Genomic DNA, 24,650 nt, shown 5'->3' with positions numbered 1-24,650 from the left:
CGGCGCGTGAGGCCCACCGCGCGAGTGCCCCTGTGGATCAGTCTGCCAGCACCGCCTGCATCACCGACCTGGCGATCGGCGCCGCGAGCCCGCCGCCCGTGATGTCCCCGCGGCGCGCCTGCGAGTCCTCCACCACCACCGCGACCGCCACCCCCGCCTGCCCGGCGTCCGGCTTCTGCGCCCAGGAGATGAACCAGGCGTACGGGATACCGGAGTTGCCCACCCCGTGCTGTGCCGTGCCCGTCTTGCCGCCGACCGTCACGCCCGGGATCGCCGCATTGCCGCCCGTGCCGTTCTCGACGACGTCGACCATCATCTTCTGGAGCTGCATCGCCGTCGCAGGATTCATCGCCTGCTGGTAGGAGCGGGTGGCCGTCTGCGAGACGACGCTGCCCGCCCGCGTCGCCGTACTCTCCACCAGGCGCGGCCTGTTGAGGTCGCCGCCGTTCGCCACCGCCGCCGCGACCATCGCCATCTGCAACGGCGTCGCCCTCGTGTCGAACTGGCCGATCGAGGACAGTGCCAGCTGGTCGGCGCTCATCTTCTTGTCGAAGTTGCTCGCCGACACCGGCGACGGGATCCGGATCCCCTTGTCGTTGAAGCCGAAGCGCCCCGCCGTGTCCAGCATCCCGGGCAGCCCGACCTCGACCCCGAGGTGGGCCATCACCGTGTTGCACGACACCCGGATCGCCTCCGCCAGCGACGCGTTCTCGCAGCCGCTCGCCTCGTTGGGGAGCGAGGTGCGCGTGCCCGGCAGGACGTACGGGTCGGGGGTGTCCGTCGGGGCGTCGATGTCCGTCACCACCCCGGCGTCCAGCGCCGCCGCAGCCGTCACGATCTTGAACGTGGAGCCCGGCGGGTACGTCTGCCGGATCGCCCGGTTCAGCATCGGCTGGCCGGTCGCGGAATTGAGGCCCGACCAGGTGTCGGCGACCGCGGGGCCCGTCCCCGACAGCTGCCCCGGATCGTACGAAGGGCTGCTGACCAGCGCGAGGATCCGCCCGGTCGCCGGCTCGATCGCCGCGACCGCGCCGCGCCGCCCGCCCAGACCCCGGTACGCGGCCTGCTGGGCCGCCGCCCGGATGGTCGTGGCCACCTGCCCGCCGGGCTGCTGCTTGCGGGTGATCTCCCCCCAGAAGGGGAGCGGGGCGAGCATCGGGTCGGTGCCGGAGAGGATGTCGTCCTCGGCGGCCTCGATGAAGGCGGTGCCGTACGTCTGCGAGGCGTAGCCGGTGACCGGTGCGTACAACGGGCCCTGGGTGTAGGTGCGTTCCCAGCGGAGCTGCTCGCCGGTGTCCTTGGAGCCGGTGACCGGCTTCCCGTCGACGAGGATGTTCCCGCGCGCCTGGTCGTAACGGACGATGTTCTTGCGGCGGTTGGCGGGATTGTCGTCGAGGGATTCGGCCTGGAAGACCTGGATGCGGGCGGCGTTCAGGAGGAGGGCGGCCAGCAGGAGCAGACAGCAGGCGGCGGCCCGGCGGATGTAGCGGATCACGGCTTCTTCTCCTCCAGCTGTTCCGTCGGGATCAGCTGTTCCGTCAGGCTCTCCGGCGGACTCTCAGGCCGGCTCTCCTCCGCGCTCTCCTGCGGGTTCTCCTTCAGCCTCTCCTTCCAGTTCTGCTTCCACTTCCTCTGTGCGTCGCCGTGTTCGCAGGGGTCGTCGTCGACCGCCACCGCCGCGATCTGCCCCGTGTCCGCGGCCGTCGGCTGCGGTCTGCGGGCCGAGTCGCTGACCCGGATCAGCAGCGCCACGATGATCCAGTTGGTGACGACGGACGAGCCGCCCTGCGCCAGGAACGGCATCGCCATGCCGGTCAGCGGGATCAGCCCCATCACACCGCCCGCGATCACGAACACCTGGAGCGCGACGATCGACGCGAGACCGATGGCGAGCAGCCGGCCGAACGGGTCGCGCAGCGAGAGGCCCGCCCGGTAGCCGCGGGCGACCAGCAGCGCGTACAGCAGGAAGAGCGCGGTGAGCCCGGACAGGCCGAGCTCCTCGCCCGCCGTCGCCAGGATGAAGTCGGACTTGGCGGCGAACCCGATGAGGATGGAATGGCCGAGGCCCAGCCCCGTCCCGAGCATGCCGCCCGCCGCGAACGCGAAGAGGGACTGGGCGAGTTGGCCGGGGCCCTGGCCCGCCTCGATGGAGGCGAAGGGGTCCAGCCAGTCGGTGACCCGGCTGTGCACGTGCGGTTCGATCGAGCCGACGGCGTACGCCCCGACCGCGGCGAGCAGCAGTCCCACCGCGATCCAGCCGGTCCGCCCGGTCGCCACGTACAGCATGATCACGAAGAGGCCGAAGAAGAGCAGGGACGTGCCCAGGTCCCGCTCCAGCACCAGCACGCCTACGCTCAGCAGCCAGATCGTGACGATCGGGCCCAGGACCCGGCCGGTCGGGAGCTGGAGGCGCTTGAAGAAGAGCGTGCGGCCGGTGTATGCGAGGGCGTTGCGGTTGGCGGCCAGGTACGCGGCGAAGAACACGGCGAGCAGGATCTTCGCGAACTCGCCCGGCTGGAAGGAGAGTCCGCCGACCCGGATCCAGATCTTGGCCCCGTTGATCGCCGGAAAGAAGATCGGCACGGCCATCAGGACGAGGGCGGCGGCGCACGAGAGGTACGCGTACCGCGCCAGGACCCGGTGGTCGCGGAGGAGCACGACCACCGCGATGAAGAGGCCGACACCGAGCGTGGACCAGGTCAGCTGGGTGAACGCGGCCTGGTCCTGCGGTGTTTCGAGGTCCAGGCGGTAGATCAGGACCAGACCGATGCCGTTGAGGAGTACGGCGATCGGGAGGAGGAGCGGATCGGCGTACGGGGCGCGGAAGCGGACCGCGAAGTGGGCGAGCAGCGCGAGGACGCCGAGGCCCGCCCCGTAGCTCAGGGCGTCGGGCGGTGCGGTGCCGGTCTTGCCGAGGCCGGTGGCGCAGTAACCGAGCACGGCGATGAGGACGGCGCCGACGAGGAGCGAGAGCTCTACGCCGCGGCGCTTGGGGAGGCGGAGATCGGGTGGGGGCGCGTCCGTCATGCTCGGCAACGTAGCAAGCGTTTGTACTGAATGTCGGCATATGTCATCAGGGGGCAGGGACGTCACACCTGCCCCCCCGGCGCACCTAGCACCAGCGGGGGCTGTGCCCGTCCCTCGGCACGATGTACCGGGCGGATCCCCAGGCCCATGTGCCGTCCGTGAGCAGATACCAGTGGTCGTTGCCCTCGACGTGGTCGCCGGTGGTCCTGCAGAAGATGTGGACCGTGGCGCCGTAGGGCTCGATACGGATGATGCGGCTGCTGCGGGTGGGCTTGTCGCGGAGCTTCAGGCCGTGCCTCGCGGTGACCCGGCCCTCGGTGTGCCGGGGGTGCTCGGCGGCGGGCCGCTGGTCGGCGACCGGCCGCTGCTCGGTGACCGGCTGCTGGTCGGCGACCGGCCGCTGCTCGGTGAGGGGCAGGGCCAGGGCGGGGGTGGGTGCGAGGGCCGCGGTCAGCGCACCTGCGGCGACGTACAGGGCCAGCTTCTTGGGGGTGGGCATGTTGCCTCCTAGGGAGGAGTGGCCGTGTCCCGTTGCGGGATGCGGCCCTCAACTCGCTTGCTTCACCCTAAAATCGACACTTAGTGATCGCAAAGTGTCACTTTGTGTTGCTTTGTGGGGGATTGTCCAGGGCGGGAGATTTCGGCAGTACGAGCGTGGCGAGCGCCCCGCCGTCCGGTGCGTTCGTGAACGTCAACCGGGCCCCGATCACCTCCGCCTGGCCCGCCGCGATGGTCAGGCCGAGGCCGTGCCCGCCCTTGCTGCCACCGGCCTCGGTGCGGAACCGCTGCGGCCCGTGCTCCACCAGATAGGCGGGAAAACCGGAGCCGTGGTCACGCACCGTGATGACCGGACCTTCGACGGTCAGCACCACCGGGGTCCGGCCGTGCTTGTGCGCGTTGGCGACGAGATTGCCCAGCACCCGTTCGAGACGGCGTCTGTCGGTCTCCACGCCCACGCTCCGCACGATCCGTACTTCGGTGGCGGCGCCCGTCCCGCGCACGGCGCGCTCGGCCAGTGGGCCCAGCTGGTGGAGGTCCAGCTCGACCTGTTCGCTGCCCGAGTCCAGCCGGGAGATCTCCAGGAGGTCCTCGGTCAGCCGCCGCATCGCGTCCACCCGCTCCTGCACCATCTCGGACGGCCGGCCCGGCGGCAGCAGCCCGGCTGCGGCGGTCAGCCCGGTCAGCGGGGTACGCAGCTCGTGGGCGACGTCGGCGGTGAAGCGCTGCTCGCTGAGGAGCTTGCCCTGGAGGGTGGAGGCCATGGTGTCGAGGGCGCCGGAGACGGTGGACACCTCGTCCTGGTGGCGGCCGGGGTCCTGGTTGCGGGGGTCGTTCACCCGGGCGTCGAGGTTGCCCGCGTCGATCCGGCGGGCGACCCGGGCGGTCTGGTGCAGGCGGCGGGTGACACGGGTGACGGCGAAGGCACCGACCAGCAGGGTGGCGCCGATGGCCAGTACGGAGGAGCCGAGGATGGCCCGGTCCAGGCCGGTGATGGTCTCCACGCTGGGGCCGTAGTCCAGCGCGACGCCCAGGGTGCGGCCGTCGGCGGCGCGGGCGGCCCACATCCGGGGGTGGCCCTCCAGGTCGTTCTCCACGACGGTGCCCTGCTGGCCGTCGCGGACGAGGGCGTGCAGGGAGCCGGGCAGCCCCGGGAGGTCGACCCCGGTGCCGGGCGGCAGCGCGTCGCCCGCCTCGTACGCCTCGGCGGCCCGGTCCAGCTTGTCCAGAGCCTTCTCGCGGGCCTGCTCGACGGTCTGGTGGGTCACGGACACATGAACCAGGGCGCCGAGGAAGAAGGCGAGGGTGCAGCACATCACGGTGAGGAAGGCGAGGGCCTTCCAGGTGAGCGAGGCGGTCCAGGCGGGAAACCGCAGCCGGACGCGCTTCATGTGACGCGCCGGGTGGGGGAGGGGGCGGGGAGGGCGGCTGCACCGGATCCCGTGCCGGTGCCGGGCCCCGCGCCGGTGCCGGGCCCGGTGCCAGGTCCTGCGCCCGTGCCGGATCCGCGCCCCGTGCCGGCGCCCGTGCCAGGCCCTGTGTCTGTGCCGGGTCCCGTACCTGCGCCTGTGCCGGGTCCCGTGCCCGGTCCCGTGTTCGTGCCGGGTCCCGTACCTGCGCCCGTGCCGGGTCCTGTGCCCGGGCCCGTGCCAGGCCCCGTCCCCGGGCCCGTGTGGTGGTTCGGGCCCGAGCGCTGGGGGTGCGGGCTCCGTGTCGTGTGCACGATCTGGTCCTGGGTGGGCAGCATCGCGTGCTGGCGCGCGTCCCAGGTCCAGGAGGTCCGGTACTCGTAGCCCGTGATCCCGGACGGCACCCGCAGCACCAGGTCCCGGCCCGCGAACGCCACGCTGATCACCGCGTCCGACGTGCCCATGATCCGGGTCAGCCCGCCCTTCTCGGCGAGATAGGCGCGGATCGCCAGTTGGCCCTCCGGCATGGTGATGCCGAGGATCAGCTCGTCGCGGCCGTCGCCCGTCAGGTCGCGGTAGTACGGCGGCAGCACCGGGCAGTTCCCGGGCTTCTTGCCACAGGTGCCGAGCTTGGCCACCGTCTCCGCGTAGAGCCCGCTGGGCCCGCTGTACGTATCGGGGTGCGCGGCCACCTCGGCCCGTACCACCGCGACCGGATCGACCTTGTGCACATTGCCGCCCGGCACCTTGATGCCCTGGGCGGTCTCCGTCTCGGCCATCCCGAGGTCCTCGGCCGGAGCCTTCGCCGGTGGCAGCGTCGGCCACAGCCGCACCGGCCCGACGGCCGCGCGCGTGGGTCCCTCGCTCTTCAGCTCGCCCGCCTGGACGCAGCCCGAAACGGCGCCCGACGCCAAGGCCACCAGTGCGGCGGCGCGGGCCGCACGGACCGGCAGCGTGCGGGTCGGGACGGGGGGCGGCGGCGCCGGTCCTCGGACCGGGGCCCCGCGTCCGTCGGACCGCCCGTCGGAGCGCCCATCAGGCTGTCCGGCGGACCGCCCATCGGGCCGATCGCGTCGATCGGGTCGGCGGAGGAACAAGAACTCCCCTCCCTGCCCACCCCTACTTCATGAGGTCGGCGAAGAAGATGATGTTGTCAGAACGGTGGCCCTCGCGGATCGGGCCCCCACACGTGATGAGGCGCAGTTCCGGACGGTCGGTCTTTCCATAGACCTTATTCGTAGGGAAGTCCTTTTTGTCCACTTGCTGAACTTCGCGGATCTTGAACCTGGAGGTGCTGCCGTCCGCCCGGCTCACCTCGATCGCGTCGCCGACCTTCATCCTGGCGACGTTGCGCAGCAGGGCCGGCCCTTTGGCGGTGTCGTAGTGCGCGACCAGGATCGAGGCGCCCTTCTCGCCGGGGGTGACCGCGCCGGTGTACCAGCCGGGCTTCTCGGCGTCGGCGACCGACGGGACCTCCAGCTCCTGGTTCTGGTCCAGGCCGAGGTCGAGCATGCTGGTGGTCCGCACGTCTGCCGAGGGGATGGTCAGCCCGGTCGGCCTGGATGCCTTGAGGGGGGTCACCGCCCCGGTCCCGCCCTTCGGTCGGCCCTGGTCCGCGGGTTGGGCTGCGACGTTCTTGACGTTCACGTCCGGGGCCGGTGCGGTGGAGGAGCTGCCTCCGCAGGCGACGAGCCCGCCGCCGAGGGCGAGGGCGAGAGCGGACGCGGCCACGAGCCTGGCCGTGCGGGGCTGCTGCTTGCCGGGCTTGGCCGCCCCGGGCTGGGTCGTCGTACTCGTCGCACTCATGCGATGAATCCTAAATGTCCGCTATTGCAGAGGTTCATCGTTCGTGTAACAGCCACCCGACGGCCAGCATCACCGCAGGTCAGAGCCCCTGCTGGTACGGATTCTGCTGCTGCGGTATCCCACTGGACCCCTGCCCCGGGCCCTGTCCCTGCCAGGGCCCCTGCCCCGGGCCCTGTCCGAACGCAGGGTCCCCGCCCTGCGCCTGGAGCCGCTCCGCCTCCGCCCGCTCCACCCGCCGCTCGGCCCCGCAGAACGTGCACTGCGTGACGTACTTCGACGAGACGGGGAACAACGGGACGAAGAACAGCGTGAACTTCGTGACCCGCTTGCGCAGCGTGTGCGCCGCCGGATTGCCGCACTGCCCGCACAGCAGCATCAGCATCGCCAACTGGTACACGTACCCCTTGGTGCCAAAAATGATCATCGCGTGCCCCCGATCCCCGGGCAACGGGCCCGGCGCCCGCCCCCGCGACCGGTCCAGCCCCGGCCGTACCGATGCAACGTCCGGCGCCCCCGACGGGTTCCCGCCACTTCTCCCGACCCGCTGTCTCCGCTCCCTCCCCGCCCGGGGGCTCCTCCCTCCCGCCCCGGTCACTCCTGTCTCCCCGGCCCGGTCACTCCTCGCCGCCGGGCCCCCGCCCCTCGGCCGACTACCGGTCAACTCCCACCCGTATACGCCCAGTTGTTGCCCCGGAGGCCCCTCGCCTGTTCCCATGGCAGGGGGTGATGGACGATGAAGCCACTGCGAGTCACACCGGCCTCCGGCCACGGCGGCGCGCGACTGTACGTCAGTCTCGCCACCGGCCGGAGCATCGCCTGGTACGACCGGGACACCGGCCGCGTCAGCCTGCTGGCGGAAGGGCGCCGCGAGGAGGTCCTGACCGCCCTCGCGCCGTACGTCACCGGCCCCCTCACCATCGGTCCGCCGCCCGTTCCCACCTCCGCCGACCTGGTGCGCCTCGCCCTCCACCCGGACGACGACCTGGCCCCCAACCGCCCCGGCGAGCACCTGCACACGGCCCTGGACGAGGCCCGGCCCGCCCGGCGCTTCCGCTCCGACCCGCGCCGCGAGACCCTCGCCGCGCTCCAGCGCATCGGCGAGGAGCTGGACGCTCTGGAGGGTGTGGGCTGGCGGGTCCTGCACTGCGTGCCGCTGCCCGGCCGGGCCCACCTCGACCATCTCCTGATCGGCCCCGCCGGCATCCTCGCCGTGCACACCGTCCCCGCCCGCAACCGCCGCTTCCACCCCGGAGCCCCCGCCGCCGCCCCGCACCTGCGCCGCGCCACCCACGACGCCGAACGGGCGGCCCTCGCCCTCGCCGCGGCCGTGCGCCCGGTGCTCGCCGTCGTCGGGGCGACCCGCGTCGAAGGCGGCCCGCCCCCGGGCGACGTACACATCCTGCGTGACGGCGAGACGGGCGCGGCCCTGGCCCGCATCGGCGGCGTACTCAAACCGGCCGACATCGAGTCCCTGTACGCCTCCGCCCGCGACCGCCACACCTGGCTACGGGTGTGACGGGCGCGCCCTGAAGCCCGTCTCCGCCCCGCGCGCACGACCGCGACGGCCCCGTCCTCCGCCCCCGACCGCGACGGCCCAGCCCTACGCGGACGGCCCCGCTCTCCGCCCCCGACCGCGACGGCCCCGCTCTCCGCCCCCGACCGCGACGGCCCAGCCCGACGCCGACGGCCCCGCCCCACGCCCCGACGCCGACGGCCCCGCCCTACGCCCCCGCCCCTCGCGGCAGCCCCCGCGCCCGGTTCGGGTTGAGCAGGGGCCCCAGCAGGTCCCCGTACCGCTCCAGCCGTGCGCCGATGTCCGCCGCCCGGAAGACCAGCGAACCGGCATCGGCCCGCCCGTCCTCGACCTCCTCCCACGTCACTGGCGTCGAGACGGTCGGCTCGCTCCTCGCTCGGAGGGTGTACGGCGCGGCCGTGGTCTTCGAGGCCGAGTTCTGACTGAAGTCCACAAACACCCGCCCCTTGCGCAACGCCCGGGCCATCCGATGCACCACCAACCCCGGAAGCTCCGCCTCCGCCTCCTTCGCGAGCGCCTTCGCATACGCGCTGACCTGGTCCGAAGCCGTCGGCTCCACCGGCACCAGCACATGCAGCCCCTTGGACCCCGAGGTCTTCACCCACGCCCCGAGGCCGTCCGCCCCCAACCGGTCCCGCAGCCACAGCGCCACCTCGCAGCACTCCGCCACCGTCGCCGGTTCCCCGGGGTCCAGGTCGAAGACCATCCGGTCGGCCACCCCGGGACTCTCCGCCCGCCACTGCGGAACATGGAATTCCACCACCAGGTTCGCCGCCCACATCAACGTCGACAGATCCGCCACGACCACCTGCCGCGCCGTCACCCCCTCCGACCGGGGCACCTCCACCGTCTTCACCCAGGCGGGTTTCCCCGGCGGCGGGTTCTTCGCGAAGAACCTCTCGCCCCCCACCCCGTCCGGAAAGCGCAGGAAGGACATCGGCCGGTCGTGCACGTGCGGCAGCAGTGCCCCGGCCGTCGTGGCGACGTAATGCAGCACCTCCCCCTTGGTCGTCCCGGTGGCCGGGTAGAGCACCTTCTCCAGATTGCTGAGGGCCAGCCGTCGACCCTCCACCTCCGTCATGGGCGACATAGCATAAGAATCCCACCGAAAGGGATCACAGGCATGAGGTCGATCTGGAACGGAGCCATCTCCTTCGGGCTGGTCAGCATCCCCATCAAGCTCTTCAACGCGACCGAGAACCACGCCATCTCGTTCCGCCAGATCCACACCGCCGACGGCGGCCGGATCCGCTACCGCAAGGTGTGCGAGCTGGACGAGCAGGAGGTCCGGTCCGCCGAGATCGGCAAGGGGTACGAGGACGCCGACGGCTCGATCATCCCCATCACGGACGACGACCTGGCGGCGCTCCCGCTGCCCACCGCCCGCACGATCGAGATCGTCGCGTTCGTCCCGCTCGCCTCCATCGACCCCCTCCAGATGGACCAGGCGTACTACCTCTCCGCCAACGGAGTCCCGGCCGCCAAGCCGTACACCCTCCTGCGGGAAGCGCTCGCCCGCAGCCGCAAGGTGGCCATCGCCAAATTCGCCCTGCGAGGCCGCGAACGGCTCGGCATGCTCCGCGTCGTCGACGACGTCATCGCCATGCACGGCCTGCTCTGGCCCGACGAGATCCGCCGGCCGGAAGGCATCGCCCCGGAGGGCAACGTCACCGTCCGCGACGCCGAACTCGACCTGGCCGACGCCCTGATGGACACCCTCGGCGAGGTCGACCTCGACACCCTGCACGACGACTACCGCGAGGCCGTGGAGGAACTCATCGCGGCCAAGTCCGAGAACGGCGGCGCCCTTTCGCCCGCCGATACGGAGCGGACCGGCGGCGATGCCCAGGTCATCGACCTGATGGCGGCCCTGGAGAACAGCGTCCGGGCCGCCAAGAGCTCCCGCGGCGAGTCCGCGGACTCCGGGAAGCCGCCCGCGAAGGTCACGGAGCTCAAGTCCCGCAAGAAGACGGCACCGGCCAAGAAGGCGGCCACGGCCCAGAAGACGGCGACCGCCACGAAAACGAAGAAGACGGCCGCTGCCAAGAAGACGACCGCCGCCAAGAAGACGGCGACCACCACGAAGAAGGCCCCGGCCAAGAAGGCGCCCGCCAGGAAGCGGACCTCCGCCTGACCGGAACGGGCACCCCGCCTTACCGGAGCCGACACCGCCCTGACCGGAGCGAGCACCCCGCCCGACCGCATCCGGCGCCCACCTGACCACCACTCAATTCGACGTGACGTACATAACATTGACTCGCCCCACCCTGCGGGCAAGGATCCTTTCACTCGAAGGGATCGTGATAGTCCCGGATGGAAAACCTTCTGGCCATTAGCGATTTGCATGTCCGCTATGCCGACAACAAGGAAATGGTCGAGCGGCTGCGCCCCGTCACGGACGGCGACTGGCTCCTGCTGGCGGGCGACGTCGGCGACGACTTCGCGGACGTCGAATGGGCGCTGCGCCGCCTCGGCGACCGCTTCGCGAAGGTCGTGTGGGTTCCCGGGAACCACGAATTGTGGACCCGTCCCGGCGACCCCGTTTCACTGCGGGGCGAAGCGCGCTACCGGCATCTCGTGGACATGTGCCGGGACTTGGGAGTCGTCACGCCCGAGGACCCGTACCCGGTCTGGCACGGCGCGGACGGTCCGGTCGTGATCGCCCCCCTCTTCCTGCTGTACGACTACACCTTCCGGATGCCGGGGGTCGGCACGCGGGAAGAGGCGCTGGAGCGGGCCGTCGAGGCCGGTGTGATCTGCACGGACGAGTATCTGCTGCACCCCGACCCCTATCCGAGCCGCGAGGCGTGGTGCCGGGCGAGGCTGGCGGAGACCGAAGCCCGCCTTGCCGCCGTTCCGGAGCATTTGCCCACTGTTCTCATCAATCATTTTCCGCTGATACGCGAACCCACCCGGGTATTGCACTATCCGGAATTCGCCCTGTGGTGCGGCACCGAGGCCACCGAGGACTGGCCACGGAGATTCCGTGCCGCCGCCGTGGTCTACGGGCATCTGCACATTCCGCGATTGATCCGACAGGACGGGGTGCCCCATTACGAGGTGTCCCTGGGATATCCGCGTGAATGGAAACCCCGTGCCGCTGCGCCGGGCCAGCCCGTACGCATCCTGTCCGGCTAGCGGTCCTGGCCGTTCCAGGACCGCCAGAGAGCCGCGTACGGCCCCTGCGCCGCGACCAGTTCGTCATGGGTGCCGAGCTCGACGATGCGGCCGTCCGCCATGACGGCGACCCGGTCGGCGTCGTGCGCGGTCTGCAGACGGTGCGCGATGGCGATCACCGTACGATCGGCGCGCACGGCGGCCATCGCGCGCTCGGCGTGCCGGGCCGTCGTGGGGTCGAGCAGCGCGGTCGCCTCGTCGAGGATCAGCGTATGGGGGTCGGCCAACTGCACGCGCGCCAGGGTGAGTTGCTGAGCCTGGGCGGCGTCGAGCTGAACGCCGCCCGCACCGAGACGGGTGTCGAGCCCGTCCGGAAGCTCCTGGGCCCAGTCCGCCTCCACCATGGCGAGCGCGGCGAGCATGGCGCCGTCGGCGGCGTCCGGCGCCGCCATCGCGAGGTTCTCCCGGAGGGTCCCCAGGAACACGTGGTGCTCCTGGGTGATCAGGATGATGCGGTTGCCCAGCGCGCCCGCCGCTGCCAGGGCCGCGACCGACACTCCGCCCACCTCGATCGACCCGGTGCGCGGAGCCCCCACACCCGACATCAGCTTGCCGAGGGTGGACTTGCCCGCGCCCGAAGTACCGACCACCGCCAGCCGCTCACCGGGCCGCACCGTCAGATCGACGTCGTGCAGTACGTCGTGCGGCGTGTCGTCCACCGTGCCGTCCAGCACGCCGTGCGTGCCGGAGTACGCGTACCGCACCCCGGAAACCTCGATGCGGTCGTCGGCGGGCTGCCGCACGTCCGGCGTGGTCTCGTCGGCGACCAGGCCGATGCCCTTGATCCGGGCGAAGGATGCCCCGCTGAGCTGGAGTTGCTCCATCCAGCTGAGCGCGCGGTCGAGCGGGTCGACCAGCTGCCACATGTAGAGGCTGCCCGCCACCACCACCCCCAGGCCGACCGCACCGTCGAGGTAGGCGAGCCCGCCCACCAGGAGGACCAGCGCCATGGGCAGCGAGTTCGCGAATCCGGTGACGGGGAACAGCACGGTGCGCAGGAACAGGGTGCGCCGTCTCGCGCGGTACGTCGTGTCGATGGTCCGGTCCGTGTGCAGCACCCGGCTCCTGCGCAGGCCGAACGCCTCGACGGTGCGGGCACCCTGCGCCGTGGCGTTCAGCGCCTCGGCGACGTCGGAAGCGGCGGCGCCCTCGGCGAGATAGGCGTCCCTGGACCTGGCGAGGTACCAGCGGCCGGCCCACCAGACCAACGGCATGCCCACGAGCGCGCACAGCCCCAGCAGCGGATGCAGCACGAAGACCGCGACGAAGATGAACAGCACCTGCACCATGGCGAGGAACACGTCCGGTGCCACGTTGCGCAGCGTCGAGGCCACGGTGGCGACGTCCACGGACGAGCGGGTCACCAGATCACCGGTGCCGACCTGCTCGACCACCCGGGCAGGCAGGGCGAGGGTCCGGTCGACGACCTCCTCGCGCAGCCGGGCCAGGGCGCGCTCGCCGAACCGGTGGGAGTGGTAGCGGGCGTACCGGGTCAGCACCAACTGGGCCACGGCGAAGGCGAGTACGGCCAGGGCCAGCCGGTCGACCCGGGAGGCAGTGATGCCGCCCTGCTCGACCCCGGTGACGATCTTCCCCAGCAGCCACGGGCTCGCGAGGCCCGCCAGCGAGGCCAGACAGGTCAGGGCGACGATCCTGACCATGGCCGGGCCGTCGTCCCTGAGCAGCCCCCAGCCGGCCCGGCGCACGGCAGGGCCGTCGGCCACCGGAAGCCGCGGTATCTCTTGCGAGCCGCTCATCGGCTGATCCCTTCCTGGACACCGGACGCCTGGACGGACGGCGCGCTTTCGCCGGACGGTTCGCTTTCGCCGACCGACGCGCTCTCGCCGACCGTTCCGCCTTCGCCGACCGGCGCCGGTTCGTCCTCGTCCGCGCCGCGGAACACCAGGGCCCGGTAGCCGGGCTGCCCCGCGAGCAGCTCCCCGTGCGTGCCCGTCGCGACGACGCGCCCGTCCACCAGGTACGACACCTGGCTCGCGTGCCCGAGCAGCAGCGGCGACGTACTGACGACGAGGGTGGTGCGCCCCTCGCGAGCGGCGTTGACCCGCGACGCGACGGTGGCCTCGGTGTGGGCGTCCAGGGCCGACGTCGGCTCGACCAGGAGCAGGACCTCGGGATCGGCGAGCAGCGCCCGCACGAGCCTCAGCCGCTGCCGCTGGCCGCCCGACAGGTTGAGGGCCCGGTTGTCCAGCCGGGATTCGAGCCCGTCCGGCAGTGACTCGACGATGTCCTCGGCCACCGCGGCCCGTAGCGCACGCTCGACGTCCTCGTCGCTATGGAGGTCCCGTACGGAGACGGCGGCGCGGACCGAACCGCCGAAGAGGTACGCGTCGTTGTCGGCGACGAGGAGGTGGCGGCGCACCTCGGCGAGCTCCGGACCGGCCAGCGGGACGCCGCCCCAGGTGACGTCGGAGTCCGTGTAGCGGCCCAGCCGGTCGACCACCGCACGCGCCTCGTCGAACCTGGCGCTCACCAGAGCCGACGTCCGGCCCGCCGGAAGAACCAGCCCGGAGACCGGATCGTGCAGGTCGGCAGGGCCGCCGGGTACGGGCACCGGCGTTCCGCCGTCCTCGACGTCGGGCGTCATCGCCAGGATGGAGGTCACCCTGCGCGCGGAGACGAGCCCGCGCGGAAGGTCGTCGGCACCTTCGATGAGGAACGTCACGGGGCCCAGGAGCGCGGCCACGTACCCGTAGACGGCCACCAGTTCACCGACCGTGATGGTGCCACCGGCAGCCATCCGTGCGGCGATCCAGGTGACCAGGGCGAGGAAGACCACCGGCAGGCAGGCCCCGAGGGACTGCACCCAGCTGGTGAGGGAGGCGACGCGGTAGCCGTCGGTCACCAGGGCCTGGGACCGCTCCCGGTAGCGGCGGGCGAACATCGGCTTCCCGCCGATGCCGTTCAGCACGCTCAGCCCGGTCACCACGTCCACCGCCTGGGCGGTGAGCTCGCCCTGCTTCTCCCGGTAGGCCCCCTCCGCGCCGTGCAGCTTCCCCAGCAGCGGGCCGATGGCCATGGCCAGCAGCGGGACGCCCAGCAGGACCACGAGCGCCAGCAGAGCGGACATGCGGAACAGCAGCACTGCGGTCGCGGCGTAGGCGATGACCGCGCCCACCCCGGGCCCCGTGACGGTCAGCGTCTGGGCGATCCGGCCGATGTCCCCCGCCTGCAGATGGGCCAGCTCGCCCGCCGACACCTTGCCGGGCAGCGCCGCCCCCAGATGCGTGACGTGCCGGACGACGACCTGCACCGTGCGGTACGCCGCGTCGACCCGTATGAGCGTCATGGTGCGGTGCCGCAGGATGCCGAGGACGGCGACGGCCGCGCCGACCGCGAGGACGACCGAGACCCAGAGGACCAACTGCCCCCGGTCGCCCGCCCTGAGGCCGCTGTCGATGGCCTTGGACATGAGGTACGGCGGCAGGATGAGCGCACACATCCACGAGCTGCCCCACAGCGCTCCGAGGGCGACCCGCCTGCGCTGCATCCTGACCAGCCACCACAGATACCGCGCCGGGCCGCGGTGGTCCGGCGTCCCCGGATCGGCATGAGGGACCCGGTGCGCGTACGTGCCCAGGCCCGATCCTTCGGTCATTCCGTTCCCCCATGTCGCTTCGATGCGAAACTCACTCGCGAGCAGCGGCGGACAACGACAAAGGGCCGGACCCAGTGAAACTGAGTCCGACCCTTTGTACTTGGCACTTCGCCCGAACGCTGCGCCGATCACGCTGTCCGGACTGAAGTGCCCCCGGCAGGATTCGAACCTGCGCACCCGGCTCCGGAGGCCGATGCTCTATCCCCTGAGCTACGGGGGCGTGTCGCACGGTGTGTCGGCGACGTGGTGAACCTTACCAGCTAGTGGCAGGTGCCTGTGAACAGATATCTGCGCGTTCCGCACGTCAGCCTCCCGCAAGCGCTTCCCCCGCACGGGGCGGAAGTGGGTAAAACCCGTACGCGGTGCGGGAGTCCGGCCTACTCTCGAAGAGTGCCGGGCGTGTTCGGCCGGGTCCTTGTCGTCGACGACAACAAGGTCATCCGGCAGCTGATCAAGGTCAATCTCGAACTGGAGGGCTTCGAGGTCGTGACCGCCTCCGACGGTGCCGAATGCCTGGAGATCGTGCACCAGGTCTGCCCGGACGTGATCACTCTGGACGTGGTGATGCCCCGGCTCGACGGGCTCACCGCCGCCGCCCGCCTCCGCGACGACCCCCGCACCTGCCACCTTCCGGTGGCCATCGTCAGTGCCTGTACGCAGTACGAGGTCGAGAGCGGCCTGGCCGCCGGGGTGGACGCCTTCCTCTCCAAGCCCTTCGAACCCGCCGAACTGGTCCGGCTCGTACGGCGGCTGGCGGGTCAGGAGGAACCGCCGTCCTCCGACGGCAGGTATCCCGCCGGATACGGGCGGCCCGCGCACGGGATGCCCCCGACCCCGTGACGGAGCCCGGCCCTGCGACGCCCCCGGCTTTGTGACGGCCCGGTCCCGTGAACGCCCTGGCTCGGTGACGGCCCCGGTCCCGTGAACGCCCCCGGCTCCGTGACGGCCCCGTGGCACCCCGCAGCGCCCTGCCCAGATGCTGAAACCCGTTCGCGGGAGGTACCCCCACCTCGCCTAGGCTTGCCCCGTGACCCCCGCAGAGCTCTCCCGTACCGTGCTGCGCGCCGTGCGCCGTGCCGTCGAGGAGGATGTGCTGCCCGCTCCGGTGCCCGAGCGGGCCGCCGTCGAGCGCACCCGACCCGGCGGTACCGGGGACTACGCCAGCAACGTGGCGCTGCGGCTCGCCCGCGCCGCGCACCGGCCGCCCCGCGAGGTCGCCGAGATTCTCCGTGAGCGGCTGGCCGACACCCCCGGTCTCGCCGCCGTCGAGGTCACCGGGCCCGGGTTCCTGAACTTCACGCTCGACGCGAGTGCGGGGGAGGAGGCCGTACGGGAGCTGCTCGACCGCGGTGTCGTACGCAGCGACGCGCTCGCCGCCCCCGTACCCGCCCCCGACGTCCGTGCCCGGCTCGGCCACGACGCCGCCGTCTGGGCGCTCCTGCTGCCGGCGCCCGACGCCGAGCTGCTCGCCCAGCACGAGCGGAACCCCCTCTTCCGGGTGCGGTACGCACACTCCCGGACCCGCGCACTCCACCGCAACGCCGCCGACCTCGGCTTCTCCTCCGCCTACGAGGCCGCGCACGAGGCCGCCTACGAGGCCGCGCACGAGACAGTCACCGGCGCCCCGGAACTCCTCGCCCTCCTCGGCGGCTACCCCGTCGAGCTGGACGCCGCCGTCCGTCTCGGCGCGCCCGAGCGTCTCGCCCGGCACCTCGTCGCCGTCGCCGACGCCTTCCTCCGCTTCCACGACACGGCGAACGTCCTGCCGCTCGGCGACGAGAAACCCTCGGCCGCCCACCGCTCCCGGCTGGCAGTCGCCGAAGCCACCGGAGCGGTGCTGGCCGGCGGCCTGTCCCAGCTCGGCATCAGTGCACCGGACCACCTGTGACGTGCGTGAAGAGATGAGAGAAGAAGCATGAGCCGTTCCGCCCACCCCGCCGGCCCCCGCCACGGCGACGTCTTCCCCGAGGGGCACTACACCGCCCCGGCCGACGACCTCAACGCCCTCGACGAGAAGGTCTGGGCGCGGACCGTCACGCGCAACGCGGACGGTGTCGTCACCGTCGGCGGCCTCGAAGTCACCCGCCTGGCCGAGGAGTTCGGGACGCCCGCCTACTTCCTCGACGAGGCGGACTTCCGCGCGCGGTGCCGGGCCTGGGCCGGTGCGTTCGGCAGCGACGCGGACGTCTTCTACGCGGGCAAGGCCTTCCTCTCGCGCGCGATCGTGCGCTGGCTGAAGGAGGAGGGGCTGAATCTGGACGTCTGCTCCGGCGGGGAGCTGACCACCGCCCTCGACGCGGGGATGCCCGCCGAGCGCATCGCCTTCCACGGCAACAACAAGACCGTGGAGGAGATCACCCGCGCCGTCGAGGCCGGGGTCGGGCGGATCGTGCTCGACTCCTTCCAGGAGATCGTCCGCGTCGCGCACATCGCGCAGGGCCTCGGCAGGCGCCAGCGCGTGCAGATCCGCGTCACGGTCGGCGTCGAGGCACACACGCACGAGTTCATCGCCACCGCCCACGAGGACCAGAAGTTCGGCATCGCGCTGGCCGGGGGACAGGCCGCCGAAGCCGTGCGGCGGGCGCTCAAGCTGGACGGCCTCGAACTGATCGGGATCCACTCCCACATCGGGTCGCAGATCTTCGACATGGCGGGCTTCGAAGTGTCCGCGCGGCGCGTCGTGCAGCTGCTGGCGGAAGTGCGCGACGAGCACGGGGTGGAACTGCCGGAGATCGACCTCGGCGGCGGGCTCGGCATCGCGTACACCTCCGAGGACGACCCCCGCGAGCCGCACGACATCGCCAAGGCGCTCACCGAGATCGTCACTCGCGAATGCGAATCGGCAAAGCTGAGGACGCCCCGCATCTCCGTCGAGCCGGGGCGCGCCATCGTCGGCCCGACCGCCTTCACGCTGTACGAGGTGGGCACGGTCAAGCCCCTGGAGGGGCTGCGTACGTACGTCAGCGTCGACGGCGGCATGTCGGACAACATCCGCACCGCGCTCTACGACGCCGAGTACAGCGTCGCCCTCGTCTCGCGCCGTTCCGACGCGGAGCCCATGCTGGTGCGAGTCGTCGGCAAGCACTGCGAGAGCGGTGACATCGTGGTGCGGGACGCCTTCCTGCCCGCGGACACCGCGCCCGGCGACCTGCTCGCCGTGCCCGCCACCGGGGCGTACTGCCGCTCCATGGCGAGCAACTACAACCACGCACTGCGCCCGCCCGTCGTCGCCGTCACGGACGGCGCGGCGCGGGTGATCGTCCGGCGCGAGACCGAGGAAGATCTCCTGCGGCTCGATGTCGGCTAGTGGAATCCTTGTCTCATCCACTGGACGGAGGATAAAAACCCCCGTCCGGTGGGTGAGACTGGTCAACACCGTAAGAAGTATGAGGAGTGAGGTCGGATGATGCGTACGCGTCCGCTGAAGGTGGCGCTGCTGGGCTGTGGTGTGGTCGGCTCAGAGGTGGCGCGCATCATGACGACTCACGCCGACGACCTCACGGCGCGCATCGGCGCTCCGGTCGAGCTCGTCGGTGTGGCCGTCCGCCAGCCCTCCAAGGTGCGCGCGGGCATCGACCCCGCGCTCATCACCACCGACGCCACCGCCCTGGTGAAACGGGGCGACATCGACGTCGTCATCGAGGTCATCGGCGGCATCGAGCCCGCCCGCGCCCTGATCACCACCGCTTTCGAGCACGGCGCGTCCGTCGTCTCGGCGAACAAGGCGCTGCTGGCCGAGGACGGCGCCGCGCTGCACGCCGCCGCCGAGAAGCACGGCCGGGACCTCTACTACGAGGCCGCCGTCGCGGGCGCGATTCCGCTCGTACGGCCGCTGCGCGAGTCCCTCGCGGGCGACAAGGTCAACCGGGTGCTCGGCATCGTCAACGGCACGACGAACTTCATCCTCGACAAGATGGACTCGTCCGGAGCCGGCTACTCCGAGGCACTCGACGAGGCCACCGCCCTCGGGTACGCCGAGGCCGACCCGACCGCCGACGTCGAGGGCTTCGACGCCGCGGCCAAGGCCGCCATCCTCGCCGGAATCGCCTTCCACACGCGGGTCAAGATCGGCGACGTGCACCGCGAGGGCCTCACCGAGGTCACCGCCTCGGACATCGCTTCCGCAAAGCGGATGGGCTGCACCGTCAAGCTCCTCGCCATCTGCGAGCGCGCCGCCGACGGTCGGTCGGTCACCGCGCGCGTGCACCCGGCCATGATCCCGCTGACCCACCCGCTGGCCTCCGTCCGCGAGGCGTACAACGCGGTCTTCGTGGAAGCGGAAGCCGCCGGTCAGCTCATGTTCTACGGGCCCGGCGCGGGCGGCGCGCCCACCGCGTCCGCCGTGCTCGGCGACCTCGTGGCCGTCTGCCGCAACAAGCTGGGCGGGTCCACGGGGCCGGGCGAGTCCGCGTACACGCGCCTGCCCGTCAGCCCGATGGGCGAGGTCGTCACCCGGTACCACATCAGCCTCGACGTGGCCGACAAGCCGGGCGTACTCGCCCAGGTCGCGACGGTCTTCGCCGAACACGACGTGTCGATCGACACCGTCCGCCAGTCGGGGAAGGACGGCGAGGCCTCCCTCGTCGTCGTCACCCACCGCGCGCCCGACGCCGCCCTCTCCGGGACCGTCGAAGCGCTGCGCAAGCTCGACACCGTCAGAGGTGTCGCCAGCATCATGCGTGTTGAAGGGGAGTAAGGACCCATGACCATCAAGGGCACCCACCAGTGGCGGGGCATCATCGAGGAGTACCGGGACCGGCTCCCTGTGACGGCCACGACGCCGGTCGTCTCGCTCGGCGAGGGCGGCACGCCGCTCGTCCGCGCGCAGGTCCTCTCCGAGCGCACGGGCTGCGAGGTGTACCTCAAGGTCGAGGGCGCCAACCCGACGGGGTCCTTCAAGGACCGTGGCATGACCATGGCGATCACGCGGGCCAAGGAGGAGGGTGCGAAGGCCGTCATCTGCGCCTCCACCGGCAATACGTCCGCGTCCGCCGCCGCCTATGCCGTACGGGCCCAGATGGTCTGCGCCGTCCTCGTCCCGCAGGGCAAGATCGCGCTCGGCAAGATGGGCCAGGCGCTCGTGCACGGCGCCAAGATCCTCCAGGTCGACGGAAACTTCGACGACTGCCTGACCCTGGCCCGCTCGCTCTCGGACAACTACCCGGTGGCGCTGGTCAATTCGGTCAACCCGGTACGCATCGAGGGCCAGAAGACCGCCGCCTTCGAGATCGTCGACGCGCTCGGCGACGCCCCCGACCTCCATGTCCTCCCGGTCGGCAACGCGGGCAACATCACCGCGTACTGGAAGGGCTACAAGGAGTACGCGGCCGACAAGCTGGCCACCCGTACGCCGCGCATGTGGGGCTACCAGGCCTCGGGATCCGCGCCGATCGTCCGCGGCGAGATCGTCAAGGACCCCTCCACGGTCGCCACCGCGATCCGCATCGGCAACCCGGCGTCCTGGGACTTCGCGCTCGCCGCGCGCGACGAGTCGGGCGGCCGCATCGACGAGGTGACGGACCGTCAAATCCTGTCCGCCTACCGCCTGTTGGCCTCCCAGGAGGGCGTCTTCGTGGAGCCCGCCTCGGCCGCATCGGTCGCAGGTCTGCTGAAGGCCGCCGAAGAGGGCAAGGTCGACAAGGGCCAGCGGATCGTCTGCACGGTCACCGGCAACGGCCTCAAGGACCCCGACTGGGCGGTGGCCGGCGCGCCCCAGCCCGTCACGGTCCCGGTCGACGCCGCCACCGCCGCCGAAAAGCTCGGCCTCGCGTAGCAGAACGCACCTTCGGGACGCCCCGTCAGGGGCGCGGGGAACTGCGCGACCAGCCACAACGGACCCGCAGATTCAACGCGCCCCCGGCGGGGCAGCCGCATCCGCCGATGCACGGCGCCGAAGCGACACGCATCGTGCGCCTGCTGTGCGCCCTATGTCCTCAGGGAACCTTCCTTCGATAGGCTGTACCGAACCCGACCCGCCGCATATGCCGCGTTGTTGTTGCCGTCCGGGTCCCTCAGCCCCCTGCCACACAAGGAGATCGTCGAGCGATGGCCGGTCCCGCGTTCCGAGCCGCCGCCGTGCGCGTGCGCACCCCCGCCACCAGCGCCAACCTGGGCCCCGGCTTCGATGCCTTCGGTCTGTCGCTGGGGCTGTACGACGACGTGGTGGTCCGCGTCGCCGACTCCGGCCTGCAGATCGACATCGCGGGCGAGGGTGCCGACACGCTGCCCCGCGACGAGCGCCACCTGCTCGTACGGTCCCTGCGCACCGCCTTCGACGTCCTCGGCGGACAGCCGCGCGGCCTGGAGATCGTCTGCGCCAACCGCATCCCGCACGGCCGCGGCCTCGGCTCCTCGTCCGCCGCGATCTGCGCCGGCATCATGGCCGCCCGCGCGGTGACCATAGGCGGCGACGCCAAGCTGGACGACGAGGCCCTGCTCGAACTCGCCACCGAGATCGAGGGCCACCCCGACAACGTCGCCGCCTGCCTCTTCGGCGGCTTCACGCTCGCCTGGATGGACTCCGGCGCCGCCCGGGCCCTGCGGATGGACCCCGCGGACGGGGTCGTTCCGGTGGTCTTCGTCCCCTCTGTTCCGGTTCTCACCGAGGCCGCCCGCGGCCTGCTTCCCCGTACGGTCCCCCATGTGGACGCAGCCGTGAACGCGGGTCGTGCCGCACTGCTCGTCGAGGCCCTGACCAGGCGCCCCGAGTACCTGCTGGCCGCCACCGAGGACCGTCTGCACCAGGACTACCGCACTCCCGCGATGCCCGAGAGCGTCGCACTCGTCAACCGGCTGCGTGCGCACGGCGTCCCTGCGGTCATCTCCGGTGCGGGCCCCACGGTCCTCGCACTGACCGAGGAGACCGCGGCCGACAAGGTCGTACGGATGGCGGGCGAAGGGTGGGCCGCGGAGCGGCTCCCCATGGACGCCGCAGGTGCGAGCGTCCTTCCGCTCGCACCGCAGGACGCGGTCGGATAGGGCCACCGCCCGACCGCGAGTGATTGCCGGTAGTGATTGCCGGTGGACGAGAGGGGGAATGTTTGTTGGAGCCGGTAGTGTTAATCTCAAGTCTGCATCCGACGCCCTTGCGGCGCGGTGCACCGTGTCCCCTTCGGGACCATCTTCTTCCGGGAGCCTCCCCAAACTGCCTGAGCAGCCTGCCTGAGCAGTTTTGAGCACGCTCCGGAACCGGCACGACACCCCGCGTTCTTCCCAGAGGGGGCAACTGGGGACTTCGGGTCGGAACCCCACGCACGTTTATCTCTCCGCCACATCCGGCGGGCCACCGCCCCGGCACGGTTCTCCATATGGGACCGCCGGCACAGCACAACCGGTCGCCGAGCCAGACAGGCCGACGTCCGCTCCAGGGAAGGACCCTTCGTGAGCGACACCACCGATCTGATGGGCGTGACTGCCGACAAGACTGTCGACAATGCGTCCGACGCAGGTGCTGCCACCGGCAGCGCCCCACGGCGCCGCCGCTCCGGCACCGGCCTGGACGGCATGGTCCTGGCCGAGCTGCAGCAGGTCGCGTCCGGCCTCGGGATCAAGGGCACTGCGCGGATGCGCAAGGGCCAGCTGATCGAGGTCATCAAGGAGACGCAGGCCGGCGGCTCAGCCCCGGCCAAGAGCGCCGACTCGGGCGACGCCGAGACCAAGCCGAAGCGCCGCGCCACTTCCAAGGCGCGTACGGCCACTGAGGCAGCTGCTCCGGAAGCTGCGGCTCCGGTCGAGAAGAAGGCCGAGAAGGCCGTCGCTCAGCAGCAGATCGACATTCCCGGTCAGCCTGCCAGCGACGACCAGCCCACCGGCGAGCGCCGCCGTCGCCGCGCCACCGCCGCGGCCGGCAGCCCCGAACAGGCCACCGCCGCAGGCGAGGTGACGGACCGCCAGAAGTCCGAGCCCAAGGGTGACGTCAAGACCGAGGTCAAGGCCGAGGCGCAGGCCGACACCAAGACGGACACCAAGACCGACCGCTCCGCAGAGAGCGCGGACAACGCCGAGGGCCGCCGCGAGCGCGGTCAGCGCGGTGACCGTCAGGGCCGTGGTGACCGTCAGGACCGCGGCGACCGGCAGAGCCGTCGCGACCGGGACCGCGGTGGCAAGGGCGGCGACGACCAGGGCCGCCAGCAGCGCCAGGGCGGCGGCAACCAGGGCGGCCAGAGCGGCGGCCAGGGTGGTCAGAGCAGCCAGGGCAGCCAGGGCGGCAACAGCCAGGGCAGCCAGGGACGCGACCGCGACCGCGACCGTGACAACGGTCCCCAGGACGACGACGACTTCGAGGGTGGCCGCCGCGGCCGTCGTGGCCGCTACCGGGACCGCCGTGGCCGCCGTGGCCGCGACGAGTTCGGCAGCGACGCCCCGCCGCAGGTCAACGACGACGACGTCCTGATCCCCGTCGCGGGCATCCTGGACATCCTCGACAACTACGCGTTCATCCGGACCTCCGGCTACCTGCCGGGCCCGAACGACGTGTACGTCTCGCTGGCCCAGGTCCGCAAGAACGGCCTGCGCAAGGGCGACCACACCACCGGTGCGGTCCGCCAGCCCAAGGACGGCGAGCGCCGCGAGAAGTTCAACGCGCTGGTGCGCATGGACTCCGTCAACGGCATGGCGCCGGAGAGCGGCCGGGGCCGTCCCGAGTTCCAGAAGCTCACCCCGCTGTACCCGCAGGACCGGATGCGTCTGGAGACCGACCCGGGCGTCCTGACGACCCGGATCATCGACCTCGTCGCGCCGATCGGCAAGGGCCAGCGCGGTCTGATCGTGGCCCCGCCGAAGACCGGCAAGACCATGATCATGCAGGCCATCGCCAACGCGATCACCATCAACAACCCCGAGTGCCACCTGATGGTCGTCCTGGTCGACGAGCGTCCGGAAGAGGTCACCGACATGCAGCGGTCGGTGAAGGGCGAGGTCATCTCCTCGACCTTCGACCGCCCCGCCGAGGACCACACCACCGTCGCCGAGCTGGCCATCGAGCGCGCCAAGCGTCTCGTCGAGCTGGGTCACGACGTGGTCGTCCTGCTCGACTCGATCACCCGTCTGGGCCGTGCGTACAACCTGGCGGCCCCGGCCTCCGGTCGCATCCTCTCCGGCGGTGTCGACTCGACCGCGCTCTACCCGCCGAAGCGCTTCTTCGGTGCGGCGCGCAACATCGAGGACGGCGGCTCGCTGACCATCCTGGCCACCGCGCTGGTCGACACCGGCTCGCGCATGGACGAGGTGATCTTCGAGGAGTTCAAGGGCACCGGCAACATGGAGCTCAAGCTCGACCGGAAGCTCTCCGACAAGCGCATCTTCCCGGCGGTGGACGTCGACGCGTCCTCCACCCGCAAGGAAGAGATCCTGCTCAACGCCGAAGAGCTGGCGATCGTCTGGAAGCTGCGCCGGGTGCTGCACGCACTCGACTCGCAGCAGGCCATCGAGCTGCTGCTCGACAAGATGAAGCAGACGAAGTCGAACGCCGAGTTCCTGATGCAGATCGCCAAGACGACGCCGTCCGGCAACGGCGGCGACTAGGCGCTCCGCTGGGTTTGAGCGGTTTTTTGTACGGGCCCGGGGGCCGACGCGATGACGTGTC

The 24,650-nt window shown here is 71.5% G+C and carries 20 protein-coding genes and 1 tRNA gene; 10 read left to right on the top strand and 11 right to left on the bottom strand.

Translation table 11 applies throughout. The annotated features are described in order from the left end of the window. Positions 1-37: 37 nt before the first annotated feature. The 7 genes from ACWGIG_RS08405 to ACWGIG_RS08375 all read right to left on the bottom strand — a co-directional run bounded on the left by ACWGIG_RS08405 (position 38) and on the right by ACWGIG_RS08375 (position 7,164). On the bottom strand, positions 38-1,495 hold the full coding sequence (locus ACWGIG_RS08405) for a penicillin-binding transpeptidase domain-containing protein (protein ID WP_453320756.1): 1,458 nt from the start codon (positions 1,493-1,495) through the stop codon (positions 38-40). Beyond that, positions 1,492-3,027 (bottom strand): FtsW/RodA/SpoVE family cell cycle protein, encoded by a 1,536-nt coding sequence (locus ACWGIG_RS08400; RefSeq protein ID WP_453320755.1) that lies wholly within the window; start codon positions 3,025-3,027, stop codon positions 1,492-1,494. Before ACWGIG_RS08400 ends, ACWGIG_RS08405 begins: the two co-directional genes overlap by 4 nt. Positions 3,028-3,112: 85 nt before the next feature. Next, the gene (locus tag ACWGIG_RS08395) at positions 3,113-3,526 is read right to left on the bottom strand and encodes an SH3 domain-containing protein (protein WP_453320754.1); all 414 of its coding nucleotides are present in this window, start codon (positions 3,524-3,526) and stop codon (positions 3,113-3,115) included. 97 nt (positions 3,527-3,623) lie between these two features. Next, entirely contained in the window at positions 3,624-4,916 is a 1,293-nt protein-coding gene (locus ACWGIG_RS08390) for an ATP-binding protein (protein ID WP_453320753.1), read from the bottom strand. Then, the gene (locus ACWGIG_RS08385; protein ID WP_453320752.1) at positions 4,913-5,848 is read right to left on the bottom strand and encodes a hypothetical protein; all 936 of its coding nucleotides are present in this window, start codon (positions 5,846-5,848) and stop codon (positions 4,913-4,915) included. The genes ACWGIG_RS08390 and ACWGIG_RS08385 overlap by 4 nt, the downstream gene beginning before the upstream one ends. Before the next feature lie 205 nt (positions 5,849-6,053). Continuing rightward, positions 6,054-6,740: a class F sortase gene (locus tag ACWGIG_RS08380; protein WP_453320751.1), complete on the bottom strand. Its 687-nt coding sequence runs from the start codon at positions 6,738-6,740 to the stop codon at positions 6,054-6,056. 79 nt (positions 6,741-6,819) lie between these two features. Beyond that, the gene (locus ACWGIG_RS08375) at positions 6,820-7,164 is read right to left on the bottom strand and encodes a zinc-ribbon domain-containing protein (RefSeq protein ID WP_453320750.1); all 345 of its coding nucleotides are present in this window, start codon (positions 7,162-7,164) and stop codon (positions 6,820-6,822) included. Between the two features lie 309 nt (positions 7,165-7,473). Between ACWGIG_RS08375 and ACWGIG_RS08370 the strand changes: the two genes are divergently transcribed. Then, on the top strand, positions 7,474-8,256 hold the full coding sequence (locus ACWGIG_RS08370) for a nuclease-related domain-containing protein (protein ID WP_453320749.1): 783 nt from the start codon (positions 7,474-7,476) through the stop codon (positions 8,254-8,256). Between the two features lie 205 nt (positions 8,257-8,461). Here the strand turns inward: ACWGIG_RS08370 and ligD are convergent, their stop codons facing one another. After that, a complete protein-coding gene (ligD, locus tag ACWGIG_RS08365; RefSeq protein WP_453320748.1) occupies positions 8,462-9,364 on the bottom strand; it encodes a non-homologous end-joining DNA ligase in 903 nt (300 codons plus the stop codon). 33 nt (positions 9,365-9,397) lie between these two features. Between ligD and ku the strand changes: the two genes are divergently transcribed. Next, positions 9,398-10,408, top strand: coding sequence for a non-homologous end joining protein Ku (gene ku, locus ACWGIG_RS08360; protein WP_453320747.1), 1,011 nt, complete (start codon positions 9,398-9,400; stop codon positions 10,406-10,408). 179 nt (positions 10,409-10,587) lie between these two features. Beyond that, on the top strand, positions 10,588-11,412 hold the full coding sequence (locus ACWGIG_RS08355) for a metallophosphoesterase family protein (protein WP_453320746.1): 825 nt from the start codon (positions 10,588-10,590) through the stop codon (positions 11,410-11,412). Here the strand turns inward: ACWGIG_RS08355 and ACWGIG_RS08350 are convergent. The 3 genes from ACWGIG_RS08350 to ACWGIG_RS08340 all read right to left on the bottom strand — a co-directional run bounded on the left by ACWGIG_RS08350 (position 11,409) and on the right by ACWGIG_RS08340 (position 15,287). Next, positions 11,409-13,208, bottom strand: a complete 1,800-nt coding sequence (locus tag ACWGIG_RS08350; protein ID WP_453320745.1) for an ABC transporter ATP-binding protein — start codon at positions 13,206-13,208, stop codon at positions 11,409-11,411. The two genes, ACWGIG_RS08355 and ACWGIG_RS08350, sit on opposite strands and share 4 nt — an antisense overlap. Beyond that, on the bottom strand, positions 13,205-15,067 hold the full coding sequence (locus tag ACWGIG_RS08345) for an ABC transporter ATP-binding protein (RefSeq protein WP_453320744.1): 1,863 nt from the start codon (positions 15,065-15,067) through the stop codon (positions 13,205-13,207). Before ACWGIG_RS08345 ends, ACWGIG_RS08350 begins: the two co-directional genes overlap by 4 nt. A gap of 148 nt (positions 15,068-15,215) precedes the next feature. Then, positions 15,216-15,287, bottom strand: a tRNA-Arg gene (locus ACWGIG_RS08340). Between the two features lie 122 nt (positions 15,288-15,409). Here ACWGIG_RS08340 and ACWGIG_RS08335 point away from each other — a divergent pair. The 7 genes from ACWGIG_RS08335 to rho all read left to right on the top strand — a co-directional run bounded on the left by ACWGIG_RS08335 (position 15,410) and on the right by rho (position 24,589). Next, positions 15,410-15,907 carry a response regulator gene (locus ACWGIG_RS08335; RefSeq protein ID WP_453320743.1) on the top strand — a complete coding sequence of 166 codons (498 nt, stop codon included), beginning with the start codon at positions 15,410-15,412 and terminating at the stop codon, positions 15,905-15,907. A 187-nt stretch (positions 15,908-16,094) separates the two neighbouring features. Continuing rightward, on the top strand, positions 16,095-16,955 hold the full coding sequence (gene nrtL, locus ACWGIG_RS08330) for an ArgS-related anticodon-binding protein NrtL (protein WP_453320742.1): 861 nt from the start codon (positions 16,095-16,097) through the stop codon (positions 16,953-16,955). A 27-nt stretch (positions 16,956-16,982) separates the two neighbouring features. Then, complete coding sequence (gene lysA, locus ACWGIG_RS08325) at positions 16,983-18,374, top strand: diaminopimelate decarboxylase (RefSeq protein ID WP_453320741.1); 1,392 nt, start codon at positions 16,983-16,985, stop codon at positions 18,372-18,374. Between the two features lie 99 nt (positions 18,375-18,473). Further along, positions 18,474-19,763, top strand: a complete 1,290-nt coding sequence (locus tag ACWGIG_RS08320; protein ID WP_453320782.1) for a homoserine dehydrogenase — start codon at positions 18,474-18,476, stop codon at positions 19,761-19,763. Between the two features lie 6 nt (positions 19,764-19,769). Further along, entirely contained in the window at positions 19,770-20,840 is a 1,071-nt protein-coding gene (gene thrC / locus ACWGIG_RS08315; protein WP_453320740.1) for a threonine synthase, read from the top strand. 272 nt (positions 20,841-21,112) lie between these two features. Continuing rightward, complete coding sequence (gene thrB / locus ACWGIG_RS08310) at positions 21,113-22,045, top strand: homoserine kinase (protein ID WP_453320739.1); 933 nt, start codon at positions 21,113-21,115, stop codon at positions 22,043-22,045. Positions 22,046-22,447: 402 nt separating this feature from the next. Beyond that, positions 22,448-24,589, top strand: a complete 2,142-nt coding sequence (gene rho, locus ACWGIG_RS08305) for a transcription termination factor Rho (RefSeq protein ID WP_453320738.1) — start codon at positions 22,448-22,450, stop codon at positions 24,587-24,589. Positions 24,590-24,650: the final 61 nt, after the last annotated feature.

The organism is Streptomyces sp. NPDC054863 (assembly GCF_053610825.1).
The sequence above is the reverse complement of the archived record's forward strand: the minus strand, read 5'-3'. Positions and strand labels throughout refer to the sequence as shown.

Bases quoted from the DNA above. Each gene is read 5' to 3' on its own strand.
- ACWGIG_RS08400 (WP_453320755.1), bottom strand. From the start codon at position 3,027: ATGACGGACGCGCCCCCACCCGATCTCCGCCTCCCCAAGCGCCGCGGC.
- ACWGIG_RS08395 (WP_453320754.1), bottom strand. From the start codon at position 3,526: ATGCCCACCCCCAAGAAGCTGGCCCTGTACGTCGCCGCAGGTGCGCTG.
- ACWGIG_RS08390 (WP_453320753.1), bottom strand. From the start codon at position 4,916: ATGAAGCGCGTCCGGCTGCGGTTTCCCGCCTGGACCGCCTCGCTCACC.
- ACWGIG_RS08380 (WP_453320751.1), bottom strand. From the start codon at position 6,740: ATGAGTGCGACGAGTACGACGACCCAGCCCGGGGCGGCCAAGCCCGGC.
- ACWGIG_RS08375 (WP_453320750.1), bottom strand. From the start codon at position 7,164: ATGATCATTTTTGGCACCAAGGGGTACGTGTACCAGTTGGCGATGCTG.
- ACWGIG_RS08370 (WP_453320749.1), top strand. From the start codon at position 7,474: ATGAAGCCACTGCGAGTCACACCGGCCTCCGGCCACGGCGGCGCGCGA.
- ligD (WP_453320748.1), bottom strand. From the start codon at position 9,364: ATGTCGCCCATGACGGAGGTGGAGGGTCGACGGCTGGCCCTCAGCAAT.
- ku (WP_453320747.1), top strand. From the start codon at position 9,398: ATGAGGTCGATCTGGAACGGAGCCATCTCCTTCGGGCTGGTCAGCATC.
- ACWGIG_RS08355 (WP_453320746.1), top strand. From the start codon at position 10,588: ATGGAAAACCTTCTGGCCATTAGCGATTTGCATGTCCGCTATGCCGAC.
- ACWGIG_RS08350 (WP_453320745.1), bottom strand. From the start codon at position 13,208: ATGAGCGGCTCGCAAGAGATACCGCGGCTTCCGGTGGCCGACGGCCCT.
- ACWGIG_RS08345 (WP_453320744.1), bottom strand. From the start codon at position 15,067: ATGACCGAAGGATCGGGCCTGGGCACGTACGCGCACCGGGTCCCTCAT.
- lysA (WP_453320741.1), top strand. From the start codon at position 16,983: ATGAGCCGTTCCGCCCACCCCGCCGGCCCCCGCCACGGCGACGTCTTC.
- ACWGIG_RS08320 (WP_453320782.1), top strand. From the start codon at position 18,474: ATGCGTACGCGTCCGCTGAAGGTGGCGCTGCTGGGCTGTGGTGTGGTC.
- thrC (WP_453320740.1), top strand. From the start codon at position 19,770: ATGACCATCAAGGGCACCCACCAGTGGCGGGGCATCATCGAGGAGTAC.
- thrB (WP_453320739.1), top strand. From the start codon at position 21,113: ATGGCCGGTCCCGCGTTCCGAGCCGCCGCCGTGCGCGTGCGCACCCCC.